Genomic DNA, 25,148 nt, shown 5'->3' on the forward strand with positions numbered 1-25,148 from the left:
CCGTGTCGACGAGCGGCGAAGCGAGGCTGTGATGACCAAGCGGATATTGATCGTGGGCGGGGGCACCGCCGGGTGGCTGACCGCGGGCTATCTCGCCAAGCGGCTTGGCGCGGACCTGCCGGGCGGCGTCGCGATCACGCTCGTCGAGTCGCGGGACATCGGCATCCTAGGCGTCGGCGAGGGGACGTTTCCGACCATTCGCCGGACGCTGGCGACGATCGGGATCGACGAGGCGGATCTGATCCGTCGCTGCGGCGCCACGTTCAAGCAGGGCGCCAAGTTCGTCCACTGGCGCCACGCGCCGGGGCAGGGGGCGACCGATCATTATTCGCACCCGTTCCAAGTCGCGGATTCGAGCGACGGCCTCGACCTGCTGCCCTATTGGCTGCTGGGACTTGGCGGCACGGAGAATTGGGACGAGGTCTCCAACCCGCAGAAGAAGGCTGCCGACCAGCATCGCGCGCCTAAATTGCCGACGAATCCCGATTATGTCGGGCCGCTCAACTACGCGTTCCACTTCGATGCCGTGGCGCTGGCCGGGCTGCTGCGCGAGCAGGGGGTGAAGAACGGCGTCCGGCATCTCACCGACACCGTGAGCGAGGTGTTGCTCGATGCCGATGGCGCGATCGGCGGCGTGCGTACCGAGCGGAACGGCACGCTCGACGCGGACCTCTACATCGACTGCACGGGCTTTCGCGCCGAGCTGATCGGCAAGGCGATGAAGATCCCGTTCCGCTCGTGCCGCGACGTGCTGTTCTGCAACCGCGCGATCGCCGCGCAACTACCCTACACGCGGCCCGACGAACCGATCGCGTCCTATACCATCTCGACCGCGCAGGAGGCAGGCTGGATATGGGACATCGGTCTCGATCGGCGACGCGGCATCGGCCATGTCTATTCGTCCGACCATAGCGACGACGAGGCCGCCGAGCGCGTGCTGCGCGGCTATCTGGGGGCGGCGGGCGAGAAGGCGGACGTGCGGCACTTCAAGTTCGATGCCGGCTACCGCGAGGTCAACTGGTACAAGAACTGCGTCGCGGTCGGGTTGTCGAGCGGTTTCTTCGAGCCTCTCGAAGCGACCGGGATAGCCTTTGCCGAAGTGTCCGCCGGGATGATCGCCAACCTGTTTCCCTGGGGCGGCGACTACGCGACGTCCGCGCGGCAGTTCAACGCGAACATGCTGCGCCGCTACGAGCGCGCGCTCGATTTCATCAAGCTGCATTATTGCATCTCGGAACGACGCGACACCGCGTTCTGGCGTGACAACGTGGCCGACGCGTCGGTGCCGGACAGGCTGCTGGAGATGCTCGACCGCTGGCGTTTCCGGCCGCCCAACGAACTCGATATCGACGGGCAAGTCGACATCTTCACCGAGGCAAGCTGGCAGTATGTCCTGTACGGCATGGGCTGGAAGACCGACCTGAGCGCCAAGGCGGGAGCACTGCGCTACGGCGAAGACGCACGCCGGGCATTCGCGGAGGTGCAGCGCCAAGCGGCGTATGCGATCGCCAACCTGCCGTCGAACCGCGATCTCGTCGACTACGCCCAGACCCACAGCTTCGGCGCGCGAGCCGCTGCGTGACGGACGGGCAGCTGGGCAGGGTCACCAAGGTCGTCATCGTCGGCGGCGGCACGGCCGGATGGATGACCGCGGCGGCGCTGTCCCGGCTCGTGCCTAGCGGCGTGTCGGTCACATTGGTCGAGTCCGAGGAGATCGGTACCGTCGGCGTCGGCGAGGCGACGATCCCGTCGCTGCTCGATTACAACCGCATGCTGGGGATCGACGAGGACGCGTTCGTCCGCGCGACCGGCGCGACGTTCAAGCTGGGCATCGAGTTCCGCGACTGGGCGCGGCCGGGCGACTCCTATCTCCATCCGTTCGGTACACATGGCCGCGATGTCGAGGGCGTCTCGTTCCACCAGCTCTGGCTTCGTCAGGTCGCTCTAAGCAACCCCGATCCGGGACCGATCGGCGACTATTGCCTGTCGGCGGTGGCGGCGCGGCGCGGGCGGTTCACTCGGCCAAGTGGCAATCCCCAGTCGATCCTGTCGTCTTTGTTCTACGCGTTCCATTTCGACGCGGCGCTGTATGCGACGTTCCTGCGCGACATCGCGGAGCAGGACGGCGTGGTGCGCGTCGAGGGTCGCGTGGTCGCGGTCGATCGGGATGCCGAAACGGGGTTTATCCAATCGGTGCGGCTCGAAGGCGATCGCCGCATCGACGGTGAATTGTTCATCGACTGCAGCGGTTTTCGGTCGCTGTTGCTCGGCGATGCGCTGGGCGTGCCGTTCACCAGCTGGAAGCACTGGCTACCATGCGACCGGGCCTGGGCAGTGCCGAGCGCGCGCCAGGGGCCACTGACCCCCTATACGCGGGCGACTGCCGATACCGCCGGGTGGCGCTGGCGGATCCCGCTCCAGCACCGGGTCGGCAACGGGTATGTCTATTCGAGCGCGCATATCGACGATGACGATGCCAGGCGGGCACTACTGGCTGGGCTCGAGGGGCAGGCGCTGGGCGAGCCGCGTCAGTTGCGGTTCGAGGCCGGGCGGCGCGAACGGCTGTGGGATCGGAACTGCGTCGCGATCGGGCTTGCCGGCGGGTTCCTCGAACCGCTCGAATCGACCAGCATTCACCTGATTCAGTCCGGGATCACCCGGCTGATGAGCCTGTTTCCCGATATGGGGTTCGGCGCGACCGAGATCGACGCGTATAACCGCGTCATGCTGCGCGAATACGAGCAGGTGCGCGATTTCGTCATCCTGCATTACCACGCGACCGAGCGATCGGACTCCCCGTTCTGGGACCAGTGCCGGACCATGTCGATTCCGGCGTCTCTGTCGGCCAAGCTGGCGCTGTGGTCCGGGAAGGCGCGCGTGTTCCGCGAACAGGGGGAATTGTTCACTCCCGACGGCTGGATCGCGGTGCTGCTCGGTCAGGGCATACGACCGTCGTCCATCGATCCACTTGCGGCCACGTTGCCGCCCGGCGAATCCGTGCGGTTCATGGCGCATGTCCGCGACATGATCGACAAGACCGCGACGGCAATGCCGACGCATGAATCCTTTATCGCCCAGCACTGTGCGTCGCCGCTGCGTCAGCCGGCATGACGTGGGGACTTTTCACGGGTTCACGAGACTGATGCCGGGGAAGCGGCTGGGGATCGTCGCGATCATCGCGATGATGATGGCGCCTCTCGCGGTGCAGGGGGCGGCGCGATCGCAAGATGCCGTGCGGTATCGCTGGACCAACGTGAAGGTCGGGGCGGGCGGCTATGCCCCCAACATCGTCTTCAGCCCTGCAGAGCGTGGCCTGGCCTATCTACGAACGGACATGGGCGGGGCCTATCGCTGGGACGGCAAGGAGCGCCGTTGGTTGCCGCTTCAGGACGGCAATGCGACGCCGAGCTACATGGGTATCGAGAGCATCGCGCCCGATCCACGCAATCCCGACATCGTCTACATGGCGGCCGGGATGAATGCCCGCGCGCCTGCCGCGATGTTGCGCTCTGCGGATCGCGGACGGACTTGGCGAACCACGCCGGTACCGTTCGCGATGGGTGGCAACGAGGATGGCCGCGGTTTTGGCGAACGGCTCGCGGTCGACCCCAATCGGACGCGGCGACTATTCTTCGGGTCGCGTCACGACGGGCTGTGGCGAAGCGACGATGCGGGCGCGACCTGGGTCAAGCTCGCGAGCTTCCCGGTGGCGGGGCTTGGCCGTCCGGTGTCCCGCAAGACGCATGGCGGCGTCGCCTTCGTCGCGATCGACGCCAATAGCGGCAGCGCGGGCGCGCCGTCCCGCCGGATATGGGCGGGGGTCGCCGATCCGGGCGCGGAGCATCTCTACCGTTCCGACGACGGCGGCGAGACCTGGGCCGCCGTCCCGGGCCCCTCGCTGCTGGCGGCCAAGGGCGTTATCGATCGACGCGGCGTGCTGTGGGTCGGTTATGCCAGCGGCCTCGGGCCAAGCGGTATCAAGACGGGTGCAGTGTGGCGCTACGATCCGAGCGGGCGTGGCCTCGACGTGACGCCGCCCGGCTGGCGCGATACCGGCGCGGAGGGCGCGTTTCTGGGCGTTGCGGTATCTCCCATGCTGCCGGGGACGGTCGCCGTCAGCACCGTCGACCGCTATCGCCACGGAGATTCGCTATGGGTCAGCCGCGACGACGGCGGAAGCTGGAACGATGTCGGCGCCCGAAGCCGGCGTGACGTCTCGCAGACGCCCTTCCTGCTGCACGAGGGCAAGGGCGCCGATTTTGGGCACTGGATTTCGGGCCTGGCGATCGATCCTTTCGATCCGGGGCACGTCGTCTACACGACCGGCGCGACGGTCTATGCGACCCACGGCTTGCGCGGCACGGGTACGATCGACTGGGTGCCGTGGACCCGAGGGATCGAGCAGACGGCGATCATCACGCTCGTGTCGCCGACGGGCGGGGCGCCGTTGATATCCGGGTTCGGTGACCTTGCCGGCTTCGTTCACGAGGATCTCGATCGCTCGCCGCGCCCGACCTTCGTCGATCCGTACATGTCGAACACCAATGCGATCGACTATGCGGGGCTCGCCCCGAACGTCATCGTGCGCAGCGGCAGCCTGTATCTCGACCGGCCCCGACACGCGTCCATGGGGCGCTCCGAAGACGGCGGTCGCACATGGACCGAGATCGTTTTGCCGCCGATGGGCAATCCGCCCAGGCGTGAGGATCTGAACGGCGACTGGCCGATCAGCGTCTCGGCGGACGGCAAGACGATGGTCGTGGCCACCCCGGTTCCGCAGGTCTCGCAGGACGGCGGGCGACACTGGTCGGTGGTCCGCGGCTTGCCGGGTGGGGTACGCGCCGTCGCCGACAAGCTGGATCCGCTTGTCTTCTATGCCGTGGATGTCGCGCGGGGGAAGCTGCTGGTATCGCGCGATGCGGCGATCAGCTTCGCGCCCGTGACGGGCCGCAATCTGCCTGCCGATCTAGCCCCGGCAGGCAGGCAGGGCCGCGAGGCGCAAAGCTCGCTTCTGGCCGCGCCCGATCGCACGGGAACCCTGTGGCTGCAGGCAGGCACGCGGCTGTTCTACAGCGCCGACGGCGGCACGACCTTCGCCGCGGCTGGTGGTGGGCTTGAAGTCGAGCTCTTCGGTCTGGGTCGGAACGGGGTGTTTGCGGTCGGCACGCGCGGCGGGGTCAGGGGCGTGTGGCGCTCGATCGACAGGGGGCGGACTTGGGGGCGTATCGACGACGACGCGCATCGCTGGGGCGGCCGCTACCGCGTAGTCTCCGGCGATCCCCGGCGCGAAGGCCGTGTCTATCTCGGTACGGACGGGCGCGGCATGTTCTATGGCGATCCGGTCGAGGCGCGGTGATCGGACGACGTCCCGGTCTGCTTTCCTCGTACAGCGGCACGTTGAAGCGCAGATCGTTGCTCCACATACCGCTGGCACCGAACACATTGCCGGGGCAAGTACGATACCGTCGACCAGCGCCGCGCGGGCACTTGCAACCGCGTCCATCCCATCCGGTGAGCACGCCCGGCCGTGGGTAGGGGCCGACCGACACCGTGAGTTCATCGAGAACGGCGGCGTCGGCGCGCACGATCGCACGACTGACGATCAAGGCCGGCCGGCGCGGGACCGAGACCGTGCGCTCGTCTTCCGTGCGCGGCGCCGTATCCACCAGAGATAGATCCCCGCGATACCGATGGCGAGGAAACCGAACCCGAGCAGGAAGACGACGATCTTGCCGATGGTTCCGAACGCCTCGCCCGAATGCAGTGGACGCAGCCAGTAGAAGATGCGGCTGGAGACGTCGCCGCGTTCGTCGTTGATACCGGTGATCGTCCCGGCGCAGGCATTCACCGTCACCGTCGCGGACCCGACATAGCGGACGCGGTCGTCAGGCCGGCTCAGGCGGACCTGCCATGAACAATCGCCCGGATCTTCGGGGGGAAACAGATAGGTCCCGGTGGCGCCGGGCACGTGGCCGGCAAGACGCGCTATCGCGGCTGGACTTAGCCGCTCGTGCGGAATGGACGGCTCGGCCTTCGCCACCGCTGCGGTGCGCAGCGTCTGTTCGTTGCGCGGGCGCAGGTCGCTGGGGAGGAAACCGACGATCCACGACGGACGGATCATGTACGTCCCGGAAATTCCCCAGAGCAGGCACATCGCGGCCAGCACGGCGCCCAGCACACGGTGCAGGTCGAAGGTCAGTCGCGGCACCGTGGCGTTCTTCTTGATCGCCAGCGCCTTGCCCCATTTGCCGGGCTTCGGCCACCACAGCACCAGCCCGGAAACGGTCGACAGCACGAGGACCAGCCCGCTGACGGCGATCAGCAGATCCCCGGCCAGCGGGACGGCGAGCCGCTTGTGCAGCGTCCAGATGAACTTCAGCACTGCGCCGACCGGGCGCCGATGGTCGCGATCGACGCGGCCCGAGCTCGGGTCGACGAAGAGCTCGCGGGTGGCGTGGCCTTGGCCGGCGATTAGGACGCGGTAGGCATGATCGGCGTTGGATGCCGGCAGTCCGACCAGCGCCAGATCACCGCCGCCATTGGCCGCGCGGGCGATCGCGACCGCACGATCGACGCCCACGCCGACGCCCCCGCCGACCCCAACGCCGACTGGTGCGCCGACCGCCGCGTAGGGCGCGTCGAAGACGTCCGAAATCTCGTGCTGGAACACCAGAATGCACCCGGTCACGGCTTCGAACACGAACAGAAATCCGAAGCTCAGGCCGATCCATTTGTGGATCTTGAGCCATAGCAGACGGCCTCTCGCCGGACCCGCCACGCGGCTAAAACTCGATCTTGCCGGTCAGCATCACCGTCCGCGGCTCGCCGACGCCGATCCGGTAGACGCCGTTCGCATAGGGATAATAGTTTTTATCGAGCAGGTTGCGGGCGTTCAGCTGGACGCGGTAGATCATCCCGCTGGCCAGCCGCGCCCGATAGCGGAGCACCGCATCGACCGTGGCGTAGCCGGGCAGGAATGCCGAGTTGGCGGTATCGACGGCGATCCGGCTGGAGGCGGTGACGCCCGAGCCCGCCGCAAGTCCCTTGAGCGCACCCGACCTGATCTCGTACGTGCCGAAGATCGATCCTTTGTTGGTGGGGACGTTGACGAAGCGATTGCCGCTAAGCGTCGGATCGTCGCGCACCTTCGCATCGAGATAGGTGTAGCTGGCGGTCAGATTGAACGCCGGCGTGACTTGCCCCGAGACGGTCAGCTCGCCGCCCTGTGACCGCACGCTGCCTACCGTCGACGTGACGTCGTCGGACGTGGTCAGCACGTTGGTCTTGTCGATCCGGAACAGCGCGGCGGTGGTCAGCAGCTTGCCACCGAAGAATTCCGCCTTTGCGCCCGCTTCCCAGCCCGTGCCCTTTTCGGGGGCGAACGGTCCCGAGGCGGGCACGAGTCCGGCGGCGGGCACCGATGCGTTCGGATGATAGGATGTGCTGTAGCTGCCATAGACGCTGACGCGATCGGTCAGGCGGTAGAGCAGGGATGCGCTGGGCAGGAACACGCCCTTGCTGGAGTCGTCGCTTACTTCGCCCTGCGCCGCGCCGAACTGCATGATGTGCGCCCAGCGCAACCCGGCCGCCGCGGTCAGCCGACCGAGCGTCACGCTGTCCTGCGCGAAGACGCCCCATTCCCGGCTGCGGTTGACGAAGAACGGCCCGTCGCTCGCCTGCGCAACCGCATCGCTCTCGGAAAGCTGTCCGTAGACGGGATTGTAAATGTTGAAGCCGCCGAGGATCTCGGACATGTCCTGCCCCGCCTGCCGCTCTTTCTGGTAGCGATAGTCCGCGCCGAACAGCAGTTCGTGCTTGAGCGCCCCAGTGGCGAACGTCGCGACGCCGGTCTCTTGGAGATAGGTGTTTTCCTGCCGGCCATGACGATTGGCGAGGACGAACCGCGTCAGGTCGCCCTGCGCGTTCAGCCGCGACGCATTCACTTGAACGTCGGACGTCAGGTAGTTCATGTACGCCGCGCGGGTCCGCAGCGTGAGCCAGTCGGTGGCTTCGTAATCGAGATTGCCGCGGACGAAATGGCTGACGCTGTGATAGCGCGAGAAATCCTCCGAAAAGCTGCGCTTCGCAGGCACCGCGACGGGCTTGCCGTTCTGCAGGATCGTGCCGCGATCCATTGGCGCGGTGCTGTCGTTATACTCATAGGCGAGCACCAGCTGCGCCTTGTCGCCGCGCCAGCCGAGCGACGGCGCGATCAGCAGGTTGCGCGTGTCGTGGCCGACGTTGCGCCAATAATCCTGCTTCTCACCGGCGACGACGAGACGGTAGGCGGTTTCGCCACCGGCAAGCTGGCCGATCGGTCCCGACAGATCGCCGACCGCGCGGTACTGGCCATAGCTGCCGATATTGCCCTCGAAAGCGCGATAGGGGGTATAGAGCGGCTGCTTGCGGACGATGTTGATGACGCCGCCGGGCTCGGTGCGGCCATATAGCATCGCCGATGGTCCGGAGAGCAGTTCGACCCGGTCGGTGTTGGCCTGGAAGCCTCGCGCCATCGCGCCGCGCACGCCGTCGATCAGGATGCCCGGATTGGTCGAGGCAACCGAGGAATACACACGAAAGCCGCGGATGTTGAAGCTGTCCTGCGTGCCCCCGAAGCTGTTGTCCTGGCTCACGCCCGGCAGCGTCTTGATCGCCTGTTCGAGATTAACGACGCCGCGGTCTTGCAGGACCTGCTGGCTGGCCATGTTGATCGAGCGGGGCGTGTTGAGGACATCGGCCGCAACGCCGGACGCGACATAGGAATCCGTGGGCCGATACCCATCCGCGGACCGGCTGGCCTGGACGATGATCTCGGCACTGGTGGTATCGCCCGTCGGAACGGTGGCCTGCTCGATCGCCTGCGCGAGGGTCGGGAGCGGCGATAGCAGCGCGAGGGTCAGTCCCCCCAATGCCGCGTTGCGCGAAAACCGGCGTGTCTCGTGAAGCCTCATATTTGCATACCCCTTATGATGAGGCGACAATTAAGCTAATGCGAATGAGTTGCATATATTGTTTCGGGTGGGTAACGGTGACAGGCGTAGAAGTGCGCCTCGTGCGACAGCCGCGCCGGAGTCGATCGGCGCCTTCTGCGCGCCGCAGTTCCGCCAATGGCGTACGAAGCGATCCCGGGGCACACGCGGCACTGGCAGGAGAAGCTGAAGGGCAAGAGGGCCGAGCCAGCGCGGACGGTGTATACCGTTGGTACGGCCTCGCTTAGCGAGCGTAACGGCCTTTAACGTTGGCAAAAAGCGCTTGCATGACGAATTGGCACTAACGTAATGTGCTTGTACGTGCCGCACTGGGGCGCGCCCACGAGGAAAAACCCAGAGCTTTGAGCCGGTGGAGTAAGGGTGAGAATCCCCCAGGACCCGGACACTGCCAGCCGCCCCGAGCCGCCGCTGGTGCTGGTGACCACAGCGCAACAGCAACGCTTTTGCGGGAATATCCCATGCTCCAATCAACGCACCAGATGCGTCTGCTCGACACCAAGCAGACGGCGGCCTTACTCGGCATCGCTCCGAACACCTTGAAGCTATGGCGCCACAAGTCGCGTGGCCCAACATTCGTGAAGCTCGGCGACGCGAAACAAGCTGGCGTCGCCTACGATGAGGCGGACGTGCTCGCTTGGCGCGAGGCCCGCAAGTTCGACGGCACCAGCGCCTACAGTTCGGCCGCCCTAGCGAACGTCAAAGCAGACATCAGGCGCTCGGCGGACGTAAGTCGCTGAATTGGCGGTGCTTCCTATTGAAGCCTCATCAAAAATAAGACGACCGCAAGTCCTAGCCAAAAAAAAGGCAGGACGCGGTGAACGTCCTGCCCAGGGATTATTTCTAGCATGAATACCATAACACAAGACGGGCCGGCCGGCTCGGCCGAAATAGGGGCTGTCGCTACGCCTGCCGACCGCTGGCAGCGCATACCCGCCGAAATGCGGGCACTACCCCAGTGGGTGCTTGCCGGTGCCGACAAGGTGCCGCGCAAGCCAAACGGTGGCTATGCCGACAGTACCGACTCCACCACATGGTCGAGTTTCGATACCGTCTGTCAGGCCGCTGCCGAAAGGGGCTGGGACATTGGCTTTGTACCAACCGCAAGCGATCCGTACACATGTATCGACCTCGATGTAAAAACCGCATCAAGCCATCCAGACAAGCCGGACAAGTGGACTACGTCAGGACAGCTTCAGCGCCACCAAAGCATTATTAAGGAGATGGCAAGCTACACCGAGCTGTCGCGTTCCGGCCTGGGTTGGCACATCTGGGTTCGCGGCAACATTGGCGCGGGCAGGAACCGCGATGGTGTGGAGGTATACAGTCAGGAACACTTTCTCATCTGCACCGGCAATGTCCACCTCGACCAACCAATCGAAGATCGACAAACGCTCTTAGATAACATGGTGAGCCTAATGGCGCCTCCAGCGCCGGCCGTCGTACTGGATGGACCGAACCGTGCCGACGAGGCTCTTGCGTCCCGTATGGCTGCGGACCAGGGCTTGGCTGGCCGGCTTTGGCGCGGCGAGTGGGCGGCAAACTTTTCGTCGCAGTCCGACGCTGACCTGGCGTTGATTAAGTCGCTCTTGCCACAGAGCGCTTCACCGCGCGAATGTTGGGCAACGTTTCGGCTGTCCGAGTTGGGCAAACGCAGCAAGGCTGGGCGGCCCGATTACATGAGGCGTACATTGGCATGTGCTACTCATCAATTAGCAACCTCTGCAGAAGAAATCCGTCACGGACGTGAAGTAGCAGAACTATTCCTTAGGCAGTTTGAAGCGTTCCGTGCACCAAGTCGGCTTCGTTTGCTTGTTGATAGCGATCTCGACCGCCTTCCCCGACTAAGATGGCTGGTTAAAGGGGTGATCCCCGACGCGGGGATTGGCGCTATTTATGGCGCATCGGGGTCGTACAAATCGTTCCTAACGCTAGACCTGCTCGCCCACATTTCCAATGGCCGCGAATGGTTTGGTCATCGGGTGAAGGGTGCTCCCGCTGTGTACGTGCCCTTCGAGGGGCAGGGTGGCATACCCAATCGGATCAGAGCTTGGCGTACTGCTCAGACGATAATGCGCCACTCCGATCGTCTACCGACATCAGAGCCCGACGCAGACGTTCGATCGCGGATCGCTGTCGTGATGGAGCCGTTGAACCTTCGCGAAGAGGCTGACCGCCGCACACTCGTCGCAGGACTCAAGGAGCAGGGCTGGGCGGGCGGTATCCTTTGCATCGACACACTTGCACACGCATCCGCTGGCATTGAGGAGAATAGCAGCGCCATGGGCGAAATGATCGGCATTTTCCGCAATCTTCAGCAAGAGCTCGGCGGCGTGATCTTGCTGGTGCACCACAGCGGCAAAGACGAGTCGAGGGGGATGCGCGGTTGGTCGGGTTTGCACGCCGCAATGGATTTCGTAGTCGAGTGTCAAAAGAAGGGCGATGCCGATGCCAGAGAAGCGACTTTCAGTCTTGCGAAAGTAAAGGACGGCACGACCGGCACAGCGTTCGGCTTCAGAATGGATTTGATCCCGCTCGGCTTCGATGAGGACGGCGATGCAATTACATCGCTCGTGGTCCGTCCCGGTCAGGCGGGTGAGGGGCTGGAGCATCCTTTCGTCGTAGATGCGATGGTGGAGGCCACAGAGGACGATGCGTTCGTTGAGTCTTGGGTCCGCGAACTCATGATTGAAGGCTTTCAACCGACCGGACGCTGGCTGGAAGCTGCACGGGTTCACGTCAAAGATAAGCGTAAGCTGACCCAAAAGCGACTGCGGGACGCGATCTGCCGACTGAAGGCTATTGGACGGCTTGAAGACGCAGCGGACACCTTGGTCACGAACGGGAAGTGGCTGCGCGCTGTCGATGTTCCGCCAAGGTAATACGGGGGGGTGCGTTGACCGCGTTGCGGTGCGTTGAGCCTCGTTTCAACGCACCGAACCCCGCAGGGAGCAGCAGCACCCCCAAGGTGCGTTGCTGCGTTAACCCTATAAGGCAACGCACCCTAAACAACGCACCTTCCAAATCGCCGCCAAAGCCGCCGCCAGGGTAGTGTGCCCGGCGCGGCCCGCTTTTGCCGCTTAGCCCACCGACAACGCCCGCCGTACACCGAAAGCGGCCCTTAGGGCACTCGTGTGCCGACAGCGCGGCAAGCGCACGGACAGCCGCCGAAATCGGCCCCTCTCTACCGGGGGTGCCGTCGCAAAGTCAGACCCGCTGATAAGTAGTATGCCGGAGCAGGAAGCGCGAAGTGACGTAAGTACCTGTTTTTAAAAGAAAGCACGAGCGTGATGTGCTGTTAAGTTGCTAAACAACAGGCTGTAGTAAGTAATCAAGCTTGGGAGCCGCAAGCATCATGTCCGTCCCAGTCAATTCCCGCGTAACTCCAGCCCTCGACCCCGAAGTATATCTGGCCGTCGAAGGGGTAAACGATAGCACCCGTGGCTACATCGATGATGTCGTCAGCTTTTGTAACGACGCCTATGCGACCCTGGGCAAGCTGCACGCTGCCAAAGAGTTGGTGGATTCTAACCCTGCGTGGACCGATGCGCAGAAGGTCCTGATGATGACCGGAGAAACGACCAAGCAGAAGGCGCGCCTCGCCAATAAGCTGGACCGTGTCTCCCGCGACCTCGACAGCCGGATTGCTCTTACGGCAAGCGACTTGTTGAAGCCGGTTCAGCAGGCGGCAGCGGGTCCACTTGCGGCGGAGGTACGCAATCACTTCAAATCCTTGAAGGGCGGGGAGCGTTCGCAGCTTATCCGTGAGGCAATGGAGGCCGACGACGAGGCAACGTTGCAAGCCGTACTGGGTGCGCAGCCGTTCCTCTCGGGCATGACGACGGTGGATCGTGATCACTTCATCGGAATTTACCACCGCAAACACCAACCCCATTTGGTCGAGCGATTGGAGGTTATGGTCCGGGTCAAAGACCTGATGGACCGGAGCGGCGCCAACGGGGCCGCCTTTCACAAAGCCTTCAACGTTGTGCTCGGCGCCAGTCCGAATGACGCCAGCGCCATCGAGAAAGCGAACCGCGCTGCGGTCGACGCCCTCAAGATCGAACCCACGGTCTGATCGCCCGCTGTTCTGATCAGGAGCAATCGCATGACCATTCAGCCACCCTGGCTCCAGGGCAATCCGCAGGTTGTCACCGAACAGCCTGCGACGCCTCCGGGCCGTTGGGTCAAAGGCCAGTCCGGTAATCCAAAGGGCCGACCTGTCGGAATCGTTGATCGCCGGTCGAAGCTTGCGGAGCGGATGCTCGCGGACGCCGATGGCATCGTCGCCGTGATGTCGGCCAAGGCGCTCGATGGAGATGCATCGGCCGCCCACCTGATTCTCGGAAGAGTGCTTCCCGCCCTGCGCAGTCAGTCGGAGAAGGTTTGCTTCGATTTCGACCCCGGCGCCAGCACCGCCCATCAGATCGAAGCGGTTCTCGCGTCCGTGGCGAGTGGGGCTCTCGCACCCGACGTTGCTCGCGAATTGATTTCGTCGCTCGGGATTTTGGCAGACGCCAGAGCCGTCGAGCAGTTGGAACAGAGGCTTATTGTTTTGGAGGCACGCACGTTATGACGATCGTTAAGACAGCCAACAATCGCGTGGTCATCGACGACCTACAGCCAGACGATACCCATGTGCGTGTCGTCTGGTTTGGAGAGTCCGAGGACGGCCTGCACCGCAAGCAGTTCCATGGCCCCATGGTGCCCGTCGAGGACCACCAATCGGCAATCGACTGGGCCGTCAGCATGGCCACCCAGATGGAGCACTCGCTTTATGTTGTGCCCCTCACCGGGCTCGATGTCCTGCGGTCGGCACGCGCTGCCGAGGTTGTGGCCACATTGGGCGACCAGGAGCGCGGCGAACTCCGCCGAGTATGTGCTGCCGCGATGGCTGAGGTCATGCGGGACAGCGACGATCCCAACCTGCGCAACGACGCATACGATGTCCTAGTAGATATGAAAGTGGTGCTGCCATGACCGACCAAACACATCCTAACCACGTACCGACCTACACGCCGACGGCGGAGCAATTCGACCAAATACTCGCCCAATCGACGGCTCAGATCCTGGGCCAGAAGGAGGCCGAGCGCCGGGCTAAGGAGTGGCCGAGCAACATCGAGCAGTTGCTGATCGCTGCCGCCGGTCGGATCAACGACCTTGAGGCACGTATGACGGTGCTGGAAGCCGGGCGGGTCTAAGGCCATGGCGGGCACCCGTTCCCTATTGGCGCGCATACAGCGGCTAGAGCAGGCACGGGCGCCCCTCCGGTCGCCGTTTGATATTGCGTACGGCTCCACAGCGGCATTCTGCACCACGCTCAAGACGGTGTGGATGCCGGCGACCTCGACAGCCGCGACATGGTCGGGGTCATCGCTGCGATTACCCGATGGGACACGGAGGGTGTTTGGGCAGTGTGGCAGCGCAGCCGCCCATGGCACCACACCCGATGAGCACGGCGCCTAGCTGGCTTGTCGCGTACCGGCAGGGGCACCAGCGGCCGCAAGCACCTGCCAAGCCGCTACGGCGCCCAGTGCCCACGCCAGCCCGGCCCCAGCCCGAACCCATGCCCGGACGGCGTACCGATCCGCAGGGGTTCTCCGAGCCGCTCCCGTGGTCAGACGATAACGGCGTTCGACGCGAGGCGGTGCTGGACACGGATTGCAGGCCACCACGCGTCATCCGCCGGGTAGGTTGGCTGCGATGCCTACGGTGCCGCCGGTCGTTCTTCAGTGAGGACGTAACACGTATGCGCTTGTGCAGTGGCCAGCACGGCTGCCGCAACGACGACGAGCGCCATGTTTCGGGCGGGTCACCAGTCGATTGAGTTTCAGAGAAAGCTGCGTCGCCAACGGGCGGCGGCGCGGTGCGCGGGGTAAGCTTGACCCGCGCCGAGGACCAGCGGACGGTCCCTCGTTAATCGAACATCCGCAGTAGCGGGGAGGCCTCCTTTTCTTCCTGACGCTACCGGCGCCTCGCACCCACCAGCGACGAGCGCGGCTTGGAACGACATCGCGCAGCCCGCGACCTTCTCGGCGCGGTCGATACCGTTGATGATGCGACGCGCCGAGGTGAACTGGACGAGGGTGGCCGGCCCCTTAGCGGGCAGGTAACTCGAGAAGCGCTTCGTGGTGAACCAGCCTTCCGTCATCCCGAGCACCATGATCTGCGCAGAGATATCGGTCTCGAGCGCGCGATCGTAGTTCGACGTCAGAGCCCCCTTGAGGCCGAGCTCGTCGTCTGCCCGCTGGTAGTTATAGTCCCACGTCAGCTGGACATCGCCGCGGCCGTAGGCAATCTGACCTGCATGCTTTCCCGGCTTGCCATATGGATAATTGCGGCCGCGTCCGATCTCTGGAATCGGCTGCATGCGCTGGCCGGTTTCGTGGAACGAGGTGGCGAGCCCATACGCGACGTACGCCAGGGGCGAGGCAGCCGCAGCGAACGCGGCAAGCTTCGCCTGGATGCCCTCGACCTGCGCCTTCGTCATCGTCCCGAACAGCGGGCGAATGGACGCGAAGAATTTATCCGGAGACGCCAGCCCGTGCGCAGGACGCGCAGGGGCGGTCGGGGAGGGACCCATTCCACTTCGATGCCGGGGCAGGAGGCGATCGGGTGGCCGAGGGGGCTGCTGGGGAGGCCTCAGGGCTGGCGCCGCCGACCCGCTTCGCCTTGGCTTCGGTCAGAGCGGTGTTGGCAGTTCGCACGGTCGGCTTCATGGTGCGATCGCGCAACATAGTGGGGAGAATCGAGGGTGAGCATGGGGGTAGCTGTCAACTGGATGGCGGTAGCGGTGCAGTTTGCAGCAGCGATAGTTTGGATCGCCTCAACTCGCGTCAGCGTGAGTGCGAAGCAGGTGGAGGCTAGCTACCGGCGCGAAACGGGCAGAAGTGGAGGCCCTGCGATGACCGTCGATGGCAAGGGCCGAGAGGTCAACGCTACGGCCGCCAGACAAAGTCTCTGGAGCGGTTACGCGGCCCTGGTAACAGCCGCGGGTGTTGCCCTTCAAGCGCTCGCTAACGCCCTCCCGTGACATCGACCAAGCGGTTCAACTTACCTTCCTTGCCTACTACGAGAGTCAAAGCGCGAGGTCGTTTGCGCATCCTGATGATCATCTCCGTGCGGTTGCGAGGGCTCGTCTGAGTGCTTGGGTGAAGACTTGCGGCGCGTGCCGATCGAGATGGGCACGCGCGCGCTGTTCGAAGGGCAGGCGCTTGGGCACCTCGGTAGTGTCCTTGAACTGGATGAGCAGCTTCAGGCCTGCGCGGGGCTGGGCACCCGATGAGCGTGCGCCACGTGGGCGCTTCGCTGCGACAGGACGCTGCCATACGCCGTTGATGACCTTGCCTGCCTTCGTCTTGATCGGGCCGATGAACACGCCGCGCTTACCCTTGAGGGATGCGAGCTTGCCCTTGGTGAGGTTGCCGTACTGGTTGAGCCCGACGCCGCGCGGCGCGAGCATGCCGCGCTTGCTGCCCAGCGATCGGCGCCCGCCCACGACGTACGGCTCGAGATATTGGGCCTGAATATCCTTGGCCGTGACCACCGCAATCTGGCTGGCCTTGGTGGCAACCTGGATGCGATAGGCGCGCTCGGTGAACGGCGTCGGCGTGCTGAACGTCTCGTCGATCAGCTTAATCTGGTCAGCGGCAACGCCCTTCGCCAGCGTGTTGAGCGCCAGCGACATCGCGAAGGGCACTTGCTTCGCACCCAAAGCGATCATTGAACGATGCAACGGACCAAGGCTGCCCTTGATCCCGATCGCGATCACCGGCGACCACGCACCGCGGCGCGGAGATCTATCGACGCCTGCTCGGCCTCTTCGATCAGGCGCTCGCTGCGACCGTAATGCCGCGAACCGCTCGCCATGTCCTCGGCAATACGCAGCACGCGCATGCCGATAGCCTCGACATGGTCGGCAGTGGTAAGCCGCAATTGCGGTGCAGCCATCTAGGCCTCCCCATACGACAAGAGCCGCAGCCTTCGCAGGCGCGGCTCTAACAACTGGTCATTTGCGTACGATGCGGGGGTGATGGTGTCAACTGTTCCGTGCACGTCTCGCGCAATTCGCACGCAGGTCGACATACTCGTCACCAACACCCGCCAAAGCTGCTTCGCCTTCCTGATAGATGAAGTTGCCAAAGCCGGTCCGCATTCCGTTCTTATCGATACTGCTGACCTGGCCGTAGTAACCTTGGCCGGAAGGGCAGGGCTGAACGGCACGAAACTTGGCGGACGGACCGTCGACTAGTTCGGCACGAACCGCATCGGTGGCATCGTCGACGTCGGGCGCGCTGCAGGATATCAAACCGAGCAGCGCAGAAATGAGAAGGTAGCGCATAGGCTCATCTAGCGCCGAGAAGGCGACAGGCAACCAGTCGGTTGCCCGTGCCCCTCTCGGGTCAGAAACTCAGCCGTTCGTTCATCGCGATGACGTCTGCAACGAACTGGACCGTGACACGAGCGGCTGCGACTTGGTCATTGCGGCATTCGGTCAACGCGGATCCGGCGAAACCCGCGGTCTCGTCGAATCGACATATGTTCTCGAAAACCGACCAGTATCTAGCTGGCACATAGCCCTTGATCCGCTTCAGATCGTCGAGGGCTTCCTGCTCTGCCCACCCGTTGCCCTGACCGGCGCCGGGGATGCGCGCCAGATCCATGACGAGACCCTTGCCTCCCAGGCGCGACCATAGCGTCTCGCAGTGATCGATCGCGGCCACCTGGCTATTGGACAACAGCTTGGCAGCCTTCCAGCGCGCCACCGGCGTACCGCCACGGTTGATCAGCGTCTGTGTGGTAACCACCCGGCCGCCATCTCGCAGCGGGACATCCACGATCGCGTGCATGCCCTTCGCGACCTGGATCGCCGGTGCGCCGATGGCTTCGGCTTTCGCGCCGATGGCTTCTGCTAATCGCTGCGCAGGCGACTTCGGAACCCGCTTGATCTTCGTACTGGCCTTTGGTCCCCGTGCCATCGTTCAGCCCCCGTGCCGAGTTGTGAATGCCAATGATTCTGATCGGCTTGCTGCTCGGTCTTCCGACGCCGTGCGCCGGATTGGAACCAAACCCTTGTAAAGACGATGTAAGTAGATCGATGTTAGGTTCTGCAACTGATCGTTTACACATTTCAGCAGGAGCGCCGAATGCCGACCGACCGCCGCTCTCATCGAGCGAGTGAGCATCCGATCGACGGGTCGCTGGCCGAACGCGCAAGCTATTTCAGCATGCTCGCGCGTTGGGCACGAGGTGAGGTGAACCACTGGGATTCGAACATCAGCGGCGACAGGACTATGAGCGCTAGCCAAAGATAGACGGCGGCCCAGAGCGCCGGCTGTCGATACCCTGACTGTGATCGCCGAGACCAAGTTTTTGAAATTGCAGGCAACGTTTTCGTAAGCGGTGAGGTCTACTCGGTAGGTATGTCCCCACGCTTCACGATCACCACCACCCCCGCGCTCAACTTGGTGACGATCACCATGGGTGGGTTCTTCGCTCAGGCCGACATCGACGCGTTCGAACATGCCCGAAACGTTGCCCATCGCGAGCTTCGGTGCGGCCCCAATCAGCACATCACCTTGGTCGATATGCGAGAGATGCTGATCCAGTCCCAGGAGGCGATCGTCGGGTTCCAGCGGGTCCTGAACAACCACGCCACCAAGTCCAAGCGCATCGCGATCGTCACGAGCAAGACGCTTTCGCGAATGCAGGTCGAACGGGCCGCAGAACGGCGAGACGTCCAGTACTTCAGCGGCGAGCCCACGGAAGCGAAGGAGTGGTTGCTGGCTGGCTAATCCACGTAGAGGGCGCGAGGCGATCACGCGTGCTCCTCCAGCTTCCGGGCATCCGCCGGCGGACCGGGTATGGCCATCCGTCGGTAACGTTCCGCCGTAGACCGGCTGGCCTCCCGAGCCTCGTCCTGCGCCGCGACCTTCGTTCGCAAACGTGCCTCGATCCACGACACCGGCTCAGCTCGACCGGCAGCGCTGAGCAACGCTGCGTTCGTCGCCTCCTCGCCATGATTTTTGAACCACTTGGCTATGAGGCTGCGAGCCGTTTTGGCCGACAGTCCAGCCTCACCCAGCAACGCCACGCCAGCGTCGAACAAAACCTTTTTCGGATCGATCGGCGACGGCACGGCGCCCGTTACGATAGTAACGGAATCTTTCTTCTGTCCCTCTCCCTGTCCCTTGGGAGGCTCAAGGATTCCAAAAGTCGTCCCTGAAGGATCGCTTTGGGAATGCTGCTGTTCGTCCTTTTGGGATCCCCACCGCTTGCTGTTACCCTTCTTCGAGCGCTCCCGGTAGGACAGTTTCTTGGCCCAAGCCTCGGTTGCTTTCTCGCAGACAACGGGGTGATACAAACGACCGTCGCTGCACTCTACGAAGCCCCGGAGCGCAATTGTCCTCAACTTTTTCCATTTCGTGCCTGCGCCGGACAGATGAGCGAGCACGCGATCATCGGCTGGCAGGCTGCCGGCTGGCACCTGCTGCCAAGCCTTGCACCACAGGGTCATAGCTGCCTTGAACTCGTCACCACTCGACAAGGCGAACAGGTCGCTGTCGAGCAGGCGCACGGTATCGACCGGCATGAATGCGAAGTCCCGCAGGTCGCAATCGGACGGGGTGAGAGGGGCGGGCAAATCAGCGTTCGGCATTATTATGCACCTTCCCTGGAGCTGTAAAAATCGCTGCCGCGGACCGCTGAATTTGCGCCGAAGAACCAGCCGATAGCCTTGCCGGAGGGGCCGCTGCGCCGCTTGGGGACGAGAAACTCGACCTTGTTGCGCACTGCTTCCATGTCCGTTCGCCAATCCTCGTATTTCTTGTCGAAGGGGTCCGGCTCCTCCTTCTTGAGGTATTCCTCCTCACGGTAGATGAAGAGAATCACGTCGGCGTCCTGCTCGATCTGGCCGCTGTCACGGAGGTCGGATGGCATGGGTCGTTTGTCCGGACGCTTCTCGACGTCTCGGCTGAGCTGGGCCACCGCCATCACGACGAGGCTTTCGGATTTGGCGAACTGCTTGAGCCCGACGCTGACCTCGCTCGCATGCTCGTAAGGTGACATGCCCTTGCGGCTGTGCGCCATCAATTGAAGGTAGTCGACGACGACCAGCTCTAGCTTTTCACCCATGGCGGCGAGGCGGCGCTTGTGGCTGCGCGCCTGGCGGATCAGCTTGGCGAGCGTCAGGCCCGAGGTTTCGTTGATTTCGATCGGCAGTTCGTCGAACCGCTCCTTGGCAGCGATTACGGCGCCCATCTCGTGCGGTCGCACGGTGCCATCGCGGACGTGCTCGTAAGACACGCCGCCGCGGGGTGAGAAGGTCATGTCAGCGAGCATGCGCCGGGTGAGTTCGTCAGCGCTCATCTCAAGCGAGAAAATAAGGACGCCATGACCCATGCCGGCCGCGCCAATCGAATAGGACGTGACCAGCGAGGTCTTGCCCATGCCGGGACGGCCGCCGACGACGACCAGGTTCGACGGGCGCAACACGCCGATCGCGCTGTCGAGCGAGTTGATGGTCCCGCAACGGACGCCAATTATCGGTTTGCCGAAGCTGTTGATGACCGCGTCGGCATACTGACCAACGGATCCCTGCGCGGAGACGACCTGCTCGGCCAACTCGGCGACCGCTTCATCGGCGTTCGCAACCAGTTCCTCGCGTGTCACTGACAGGTCGCGCGCTGACGCGACGACGTCCTTCAGGCCTGCTACCATCCGCCGCCGGCTGGACAGCATGGTGATCTGATCAAAGTACGCCTTCGTCCGTGCCTTCGGTCCGGCATTCAGGTTGGCGGCGGCCAGGACTGAATACGCGCGCGGCCATTCGCCATCTTCGGCAAAGTGCGGGGCAAGCGTCACAACGTCGACTGCGCCGGTTGCCGATTGCTCGATCATCTTGCCGTAGATGCGACCGTACAGCGGGACCGAGAAGTCGGCCGGACGGCAGCGATCGGCAACCTCGTCGATCAGCCGATTGTTGGCGAGCAGATCGCCAAGAAAGCCGATCTCGGCCTCGACATTGTAAAGCGGGCTCGCCGTCTCGGCTGTCGCGAACTGCTCCTCGAAAGCGCCGCTCATGCCCGGATGCCCCGCAGCTGGTCGTTCCAGTCCTTGAAGCCTTCAGCTGGCCACATGATCCGCGTCGAGTAGCCGTGCTCGATGAGCTCTTCCTCGACCTTTTCAACGGCAGCGCGACCGGCTGCATCGTTCTGGCCGGCGATAACGATCGAGACGATGCGACGCGGGTATCCCGAGAATTACGCAACGCGTTGTCTGCGTCGATTTCGTTCCGGACGATCTCGCGCAACCGAGCTTCCTGCTCGGGCGTGAACGGCGAGAGGGCGCTGCCCTCCGAAGGCAACGCGCTATGGTTTTGGCTGCTCGCATCGCGTCGATTGATTTCGCGGGACTGCTTGGCAGAGTCGGGGCGGATCATGCTGCGCGTTCAATGCCACTGGGCACCAGCTCTTCGACGGTGACAGCAAGGTTATTTACCCTTGCTGCGGCCATCACCTCACGAAACCGATGCGCCGGTATCGTCTGCCTTTCCCACCAACCCTGCACCGTCGTGTGATTTCGGTGACCAAGCTTTTTAGCCATCGGCTGAATGCCCCCAAACCGGGCGATAATGGTACGAATGCTCATCGTGTATATATTACGCATGACGCGTTACACGTCAACGTGGATTGTGTATCACTCCGGAGGGATAAGGGGGTATGAACAAAACGGTTGGTGAGCGCCTCAACGCATTAAAACGACGGAGCGGCATGTCCCTCACCGAAATAGCGCGGTTGGCGGGATATGCAGGCCCTTCGGGGCTTCAGCGCTATTTTCGTGACGACTACGACCCAGACGTTCTAGATTATCGGCTAGCCCTAAGGCTAAGTGAAGTAATGAAAGGCTCTGGCGAGCCAGGTATTGAGCCTTACGAGCTCATGTCCCTGACAGATCAGGGCGCGATGCTCGCGCAGCAGGGCGCGATCGCTGTTCAGCCAAAGTACGAAATAAGGGGATTTGTGTCGGTCTATATGGCTGAGCCGGTACGTTGGCAGCTTGCTAACGGAGGCGATACTATGGCTCTAAAATCTGTTGAGATATACTTCTCCGACTCCGTGTCAGCTTTTGTCGTTCCCGCGTGGCTTGAGAGGCGCGATGTGTACGCATTTTATCAAGCCGGTGACAGCATGTCTCCAAAGTTTGAGGACGGCGACATAATCTTTACAGAAGGAAAGCGGCGGGCTTCGCGCGGGGACTGTGCGCTAATCATTGTAGAGGACCGCGCTGACGGGGATACAGTAGTTGGGATTGTTGGTGAGATCGTAAAGTTAACCGAGGAAACTGTCGTTATTTCGCAATTGGCCGGTGATACGATCCATCTGCCGACGTCGCGGGTATCAGCTATCCGCCGTGTCATGCGACCGGAAGATCTGCTCGATGCGAATCCGAGTTGACTAGGTTACGCATCATGCGTATTTTCTACACATCGGCTTTCAAAGCCGAAGCAGGTAGATAGCGCGTTCGATCAGGCAGCTGCCGGTCATCTCCTGCGATCAACACGTGGGAGATGCATCATGGCAACGCAGCCACTTTTTCAGTCGTTCAACCCGCCCGTACTGTTCCCGGTGAAGCCGAACATCCGCGTGGCGTTCTCCGCCGGAGACGCCATCATTGCGATCCGCGGTGCGGTGGCAAAACTGCCGCCGGCGGTGCTTACGGCGACACTGGATGAGATCGCGATTCGAGAGGCGACGTCCGCGCTTATCGAAGGTGCGAGGGGCGTTCTGTCGGCGCCGATGTACCGCGCGTTTCTCAACTGGGGTGCCGCCGCCGCGGCGTTCGAGACCCATCGAGACGAAGAACTAAGCGATGGTCTTTGCGCGACTTGCATGGAAGCGTTGCGAGAGGTGTCGGCCTTGCCTGCGCGCAGCATCCAGGACGCCCTGTTCAAATCGTGGCTTCTAACCCTCGAGGTCTCTGACAGTCCCGCGTTCGGTCCGCTCCGCTTTAGACCGCAGGATTCCGGCTTCATTGTCAACTCCGTAGCCGAGGGCGTTGGCGGTGATTTTGGGGTCCTATCGCCGCTGGTCGCAAACCTCGAACGGTTGTCTATTCGGGCGGCCATGCTTGCGCCATCGGAGCACTTCTCGTTCACGGCGGAGGTCGGTTCGATGATCAGCGGGGCGTTTTTCGCAGCCGGGGAACGCCCGGATATCGATGTCGATGAGGGGATGCCATCGGGCGCTGCATCGAGCACGATTGTGCCGCCATCAATGCACGAATGGTTAGAAGCTCGCGCTCGGATGGAGTTCATCCAGGCTTCGGTTGATGGGCACTCTGGCACCCCTGAGCCGGAGATCAGCCGACTGTGCAGCAGCCTGGTCGAGGCGCAGATTGCGTTGCTGACCACATCCGCGCCAACGATGGCAGAGCTCGCATTCAAGCAGAAGTTCTACTTCGAGATCGACGCGCACGAGTTCGACGAGGAGTCGATCGGCGCCAGCATCACCGCGGATGTAGACCGACTGATGTGCTGTGCACGGCATCCCGCCGGCGACGGAGAGATGGGTGCCAGTATCGGCCATCTTGGCGCTGATCCGCACACAGCGTGGCTAGCCGATCGCAATCGCGCGCAGGCCACGATCAATGCCGCTGACGAGACGCTCACAGACGAAGCCGCAGATGCCCTGAGCACTTACACGGTGGAACGGGACCTCGAGATCTCCAAGACGCCTGCAACCACGCGAGATGGCGTCCTGGCGAAGCTCGCATTGATCGCGCAGATCAGCCTCGAGGGCTGGGAGCCGAACATGGACTGGTGCGCATCGGCGCTGGTAGACGCTCAGCGCGTGGCAGGTGTTGGATCGCTCGCCGGCGCAGTCGAAGAACGCCACCGGGATATGGCGGCATGACCTGCGAGCGGACGTGCGCCAGTTGCGCCTGGTGGTCGAACGAGCAGCCCCCGCTTGCGACAGGATCCCGCCGCGCAGCAGGCGCGGACTCTGAGATCGGCACCTGCACGATCGCTCCGCCCATCGTTGTCCTGCTGGCGGACATGCAAGGGAGCTACTTCCCCGAGACGCTGGCCTCGCGCGGCTGCGGCCGCTGGGCTCCGGGTCCGGGTGGTGGGCCTAACGACGGCGAGCGTTTAGGCCAGGGTGGGGACCTCGACGCTAACGTAACGCCATTCCGCAGGATCGCAGCGTGACCCTACAGAACGCCCTCGGGGGACTGACTGCCTCGTTCGTCTCGTCAGGCCGCAGTAGCGACCATTGGGTTCGCGCCAGCATCATTGGCAGCGCTGGTGTGTCGGATCGCCGCGGCTTCCGCCTGGACGGCAGCCGCCTGAGTTTTACGATATTGGAAGTAGAGAGCGATCAGGGAGAACATAGGAACCTCACGGACGTCGTTGCTGCACCACAGCATCAACCTGTCCTGTGGCCGGGGACCAACAGCCCCGCAATTGCGCTCTCTCCAAGCGTAATTGTCCGAAACGCAACCGCTCTTGACTGTATCTACGCAGCTTTTGGAATGCGATCGATCAGGTCGGCCAATGTCTCGCCCTGGAAGCTGTGCGGGCGGACATGGCGATCTGGCAGAGATAACCGCAGGCCTCGCCGCTCGGAGGCCTTCATGTCGCGCAATCGAACGGCCAGCGCGAACAGCGAGCCCTCGAACAGAATCGTAGAAGACTGGTCGTCAGCTTGGTCGGCGGTTGGCATTCGTACCAACGTCGCCTGTTCTTTCCACGGCAAGTCCATCGGTCTCATCCCCTTGTGTGGGGATGGTGTAGCATCGATGGCGGCAGATCATATTGATGTGCGGCAGTATGCGTCCGATCTGGATGCATCATCAGCGACCGGGGCGACCAGCTGTGAATGTCGCGGCAAGCCAGATCCTGTTCCGCTTACCGCGACACTGCATGTTCGGTTAGTCGGTCTCGCTCGTGCCGCTGCCGTCGTCGGTCGACTTCCATTTGCCCTCTGCAACCTTGTCGTCGTCGCCTTCGATCGCCTGCTCGTACGCCGCGCTTTCGTCCGCGATGCCGGCTTCGGCGCTCTTCTTGGCGGTGTCCTTGAAGTCAGCGGCGCTCGGGTCGGTCTGCTTGCCGTCGGTCATGGTCTGCTCCTCTTCTGGAACGGTTCGAACGCGCGACGACCA

Annotated in this window: 27 protein-coding genes; 13 read left to right on the forward strand and 14 right to left on the reverse strand. The window is 63.2% G+C overall.

All coding sequences use genetic code 11. The annotated features are described in order from the left end of the window. Positions 1-31: 31 nt before the first annotated feature. The 3 genes from BM244_RS01800 to BM244_RS01810 are packed head-to-tail and all read left to right on the forward strand — an operon-like array spanning position 32 to position 5,356. Entirely contained in the window at positions 32-1,582 is a 1,551-nt protein-coding gene (locus BM244_RS01800) for a tryptophan halogenase family protein (RefSeq protein WP_093397016.1), read from the forward strand. Further along, positions 1,579-3,111 (forward strand): tryptophan halogenase family protein, encoded by a 1,533-nt coding sequence (locus tag BM244_RS01805; protein ID WP_254784221.1) that lies wholly within the window; start codon positions 1,579-1,581, stop codon positions 3,109-3,111. The genes BM244_RS01800 and BM244_RS01805 overlap by 4 nt, the downstream gene beginning before the upstream one ends. Beyond that, positions 3,083-5,356, forward strand: coding sequence for a WD40/YVTN/BNR-like repeat-containing protein (locus BM244_RS01810; RefSeq protein ID WP_254784222.1), 2,274 nt, complete (start codon positions 3,083-3,085; stop codon positions 5,354-5,356). The genes BM244_RS01805 and BM244_RS01810 overlap by 29 nt, the downstream gene beginning before the upstream one ends. Positions 5,357-5,602: 246 nt before the next feature. Here BM244_RS01810 and BM244_RS01815 read toward each other — a convergent pair whose 3' ends face one another. Then, the gene (locus BM244_RS01815; protein WP_093397019.1) at positions 5,603-6,778 is read right to left on the reverse strand and encodes a PepSY-associated TM helix domain-containing protein; all 1,176 of its coding nucleotides are present in this window, start codon (positions 6,776-6,778) and stop codon (positions 5,603-5,605) included. A 4-nt stretch (positions 6,779-6,782) separates the two neighbouring features. Beyond that, on the reverse strand, positions 6,783-8,951 hold the full coding sequence (locus tag BM244_RS01820) for a TonB-dependent siderophore receptor (protein ID WP_093397021.1): 2,169 nt from the start codon (positions 8,949-8,951) through the stop codon (positions 6,783-6,785). A gap of 497 nt (positions 8,952-9,448) precedes the next feature. Here BM244_RS01820 and BM244_RS01825 point away from each other — a divergent pair, with 497 nt between their 5' ends. The 6 genes from BM244_RS01825 to BM244_RS01850 all read left to right on the forward strand — a co-directional run bounded on the left by BM244_RS01825 (position 9,449) and on the right by BM244_RS01850 (position 14,188). Beyond that, positions 9,449-9,727: a helix-turn-helix transcriptional regulator gene (locus BM244_RS01825; protein ID WP_093397022.1), complete on the forward strand. Its 279-nt coding sequence runs from the start codon at positions 9,449-9,451 to the stop codon at positions 9,725-9,727. A 108-nt stretch (positions 9,728-9,835) separates the two neighbouring features. Beyond that, entirely contained in the window at positions 9,836-11,869 is a 2,034-nt protein-coding gene (locus BM244_RS01830) for an AAA family ATPase (RefSeq protein WP_093397024.1), read from the forward strand. Between the two features lie 473 nt (positions 11,870-12,342). Then, complete coding sequence (locus BM244_RS01835; RefSeq protein WP_093397025.1) at positions 12,343-13,065, forward strand: hypothetical protein; 723 nt, start codon at positions 12,343-12,345, stop codon at positions 13,063-13,065. A 30-nt stretch (positions 13,066-13,095) separates the two neighbouring features. After that, entirely contained in the window at positions 13,096-13,563 is a 468-nt protein-coding gene (locus BM244_RS01840) for a DUF5681 domain-containing protein (RefSeq protein WP_139226847.1), read from the forward strand. Then, positions 13,560-13,967 (forward strand): hypothetical protein, encoded by a 408-nt coding sequence (locus tag BM244_RS01845; protein ID WP_093397029.1) that lies wholly within the window; start codon positions 13,560-13,562, stop codon positions 13,965-13,967. Before BM244_RS01840 ends, BM244_RS01845 begins: the two co-directional genes overlap by 4 nt. Continuing rightward, positions 13,964-14,188, forward strand: coding sequence for a hypothetical protein (locus BM244_RS01850; RefSeq protein WP_093397030.1), 225 nt, complete (start codon positions 13,964-13,966; stop codon positions 14,186-14,188). The genes BM244_RS01845 and BM244_RS01850 overlap by 4 nt, the downstream gene beginning before the upstream one ends. Positions 14,189-14,817: 629 nt before the next feature. Here BM244_RS01850 and BM244_RS01855 read toward each other — a convergent pair. The 5 genes from BM244_RS01855 to BM244_RS01880 form a co-directional block, all read right to left on the reverse strand. Further along, complete coding sequence (locus tag BM244_RS01855; RefSeq protein ID WP_175518003.1) at positions 14,818-15,570, reverse strand: lysozyme family protein; 753 nt, start codon at positions 15,568-15,570, stop codon at positions 14,818-14,820. Between the two features lie 528 nt (positions 15,571-16,098). Continuing rightward, positions 16,099-16,674 carry a hypothetical protein gene (locus BM244_RS01865; protein ID WP_175518005.1) on the reverse strand — a complete coding sequence of 192 codons (576 nt, stop codon included), beginning with the start codon at positions 16,672-16,674 and terminating at the stop codon, positions 16,099-16,101. A gap of 80 nt (positions 16,675-16,754) precedes the next feature. Next, the gene (locus BM244_RS01870; RefSeq protein ID WP_093397035.1) at positions 16,755-16,937 is read right to left on the reverse strand and encodes a hypothetical protein; all 183 of its coding nucleotides are present in this window, start codon (positions 16,935-16,937) and stop codon (positions 16,755-16,757) included. Positions 16,938-17,025: 88 nt separating this feature from the next. Then, a complete protein-coding gene (locus BM244_RS01875; RefSeq protein ID WP_093397037.1) occupies positions 17,026-17,328 on the reverse strand; it encodes a hypothetical protein in 303 nt (100 codons plus the stop codon). A gap of 61 nt (positions 17,329-17,389) precedes the next feature. Further along, entirely contained in the window at positions 17,390-17,965 is a 576-nt protein-coding gene (locus BM244_RS01880; protein WP_093397039.1) for a hypothetical protein, read from the reverse strand. A 489-nt stretch (positions 17,966-18,454) separates the two neighbouring features. On the opposite strand from BM244_RS01880, the gene BM244_RS01885 reads away from it, so the two are divergent. Continuing rightward, positions 18,455-18,781 (forward strand): SpoIIAA family protein, encoded by a 327-nt coding sequence (locus BM244_RS01885; protein WP_175518007.1) that lies wholly within the window; start codon positions 18,455-18,457, stop codon positions 18,779-18,781. Between the two features lie 23 nt (positions 18,782-18,804). Here the strand turns inward: BM244_RS01885 and BM244_RS01890 are convergent, their stop codons facing one another. Then, positions 18,805-19,644: a DUF1376 domain-containing protein gene (locus BM244_RS01890; protein WP_093397043.1), complete on the reverse strand. Its 840-nt coding sequence runs from the start codon at positions 19,642-19,644 to the stop codon at positions 18,805-18,807. A 2-nt stretch (positions 19,645-19,646) separates the two neighbouring features. Further along, positions 19,647-20,978, reverse strand: coding sequence for a replicative DNA helicase (locus tag BM244_RS01895; RefSeq protein WP_254784298.1), 1,332 nt, complete (start codon positions 20,976-20,978; stop codon positions 19,647-19,649). Here BM244_RS01895 and BM244_RS23445 point away from each other — a divergent pair. After that, positions 20,874-21,140, forward strand: a complete 267-nt coding sequence (locus BM244_RS23445; RefSeq protein ID WP_254784316.1) for a hypothetical protein — start codon at positions 20,874-20,876, stop codon at positions 21,138-21,140. The two genes, BM244_RS01895 and BM244_RS23445, sit on opposite strands and share 105 nt — an antisense overlap. Here the strand turns inward: BM244_RS23445 and BM244_RS23850 are convergent. Both BM244_RS23850 and BM244_RS22545 read right to left on the reverse strand, forming a co-directional pair. Then, positions 21,065-21,226 carry a toprim domain-containing protein gene (locus BM244_RS23850; RefSeq protein ID WP_093398041.1) on the reverse strand — a complete coding sequence of 54 codons (162 nt, stop codon included), beginning with the start codon at positions 21,224-21,226 and terminating at the stop codon, positions 21,065-21,067. The two genes, BM244_RS23445 and BM244_RS23850, sit on opposite strands and share 76 nt — an antisense overlap. A gap of 196 nt (positions 21,227-21,422) precedes the next feature. After that, positions 21,423-21,635: a carph-isopro domain-containing protein gene (locus tag BM244_RS22545; protein ID WP_139226849.1), complete on the reverse strand. Its 213-nt coding sequence runs from the start codon at positions 21,633-21,635 to the stop codon at positions 21,423-21,425. A gap of 71 nt (positions 21,636-21,706) precedes the next feature. Between BM244_RS22545 and BM244_RS01905 the strand changes: the two genes are divergently transcribed. Continuing rightward, on the forward strand, positions 21,707-22,441 hold the full coding sequence (locus tag BM244_RS01905) for an XRE family transcriptional regulator (RefSeq protein ID WP_093397047.1): 735 nt from the start codon (positions 21,707-21,709) through the stop codon (positions 22,439-22,441). Positions 22,442-22,561: 120 nt separating this feature from the next. Beyond that, entirely contained in the window at positions 22,562-23,899 is a 1,338-nt protein-coding gene (locus BM244_RS01910) for a hypothetical protein (RefSeq protein ID WP_093397049.1), read from the forward strand. Positions 23,900-24,239: 340 nt separating this feature from the next. On the opposite strand, the gene BM244_RS22980 is transcribed toward BM244_RS01910, so the two are convergent. The 3 genes from BM244_RS22980 to BM244_RS01920 all read right to left on the reverse strand — a co-directional run bounded on the left by BM244_RS22980 (position 24,240) and on the right by BM244_RS01920 (position 25,106). Further along, positions 24,240-24,413, reverse strand: coding sequence for a hypothetical protein (locus tag BM244_RS22980; protein WP_175518009.1), 174 nt, complete (start codon positions 24,411-24,413; stop codon positions 24,240-24,242). An 89-nt stretch (positions 24,414-24,502) separates the two neighbouring features. Beyond that, on the reverse strand, positions 24,503-24,709 hold the full coding sequence (locus BM244_RS01915) for a hypothetical protein (RefSeq protein WP_175518011.1): 207 nt from the start codon (positions 24,707-24,709) through the stop codon (positions 24,503-24,505). Positions 24,710-24,917: 208 nt separating this feature from the next. Next, the gene (locus BM244_RS01920) at positions 24,918-25,106 is read right to left on the reverse strand and encodes a hypothetical protein (protein ID WP_093397053.1); all 189 of its coding nucleotides are present in this window, start codon (positions 25,104-25,106) and stop codon (positions 24,918-24,920) included. Positions 25,107-25,148 lie beyond the last annotated feature (42 nt).

This window comes from Sphingomonas sp. OK281 (assembly GCF_900115295.1).
GTDB lineage: Bacteria > Pseudomonadota > Alphaproteobacteria > Sphingomonadales > Sphingomonadaceae > Sphingomonas.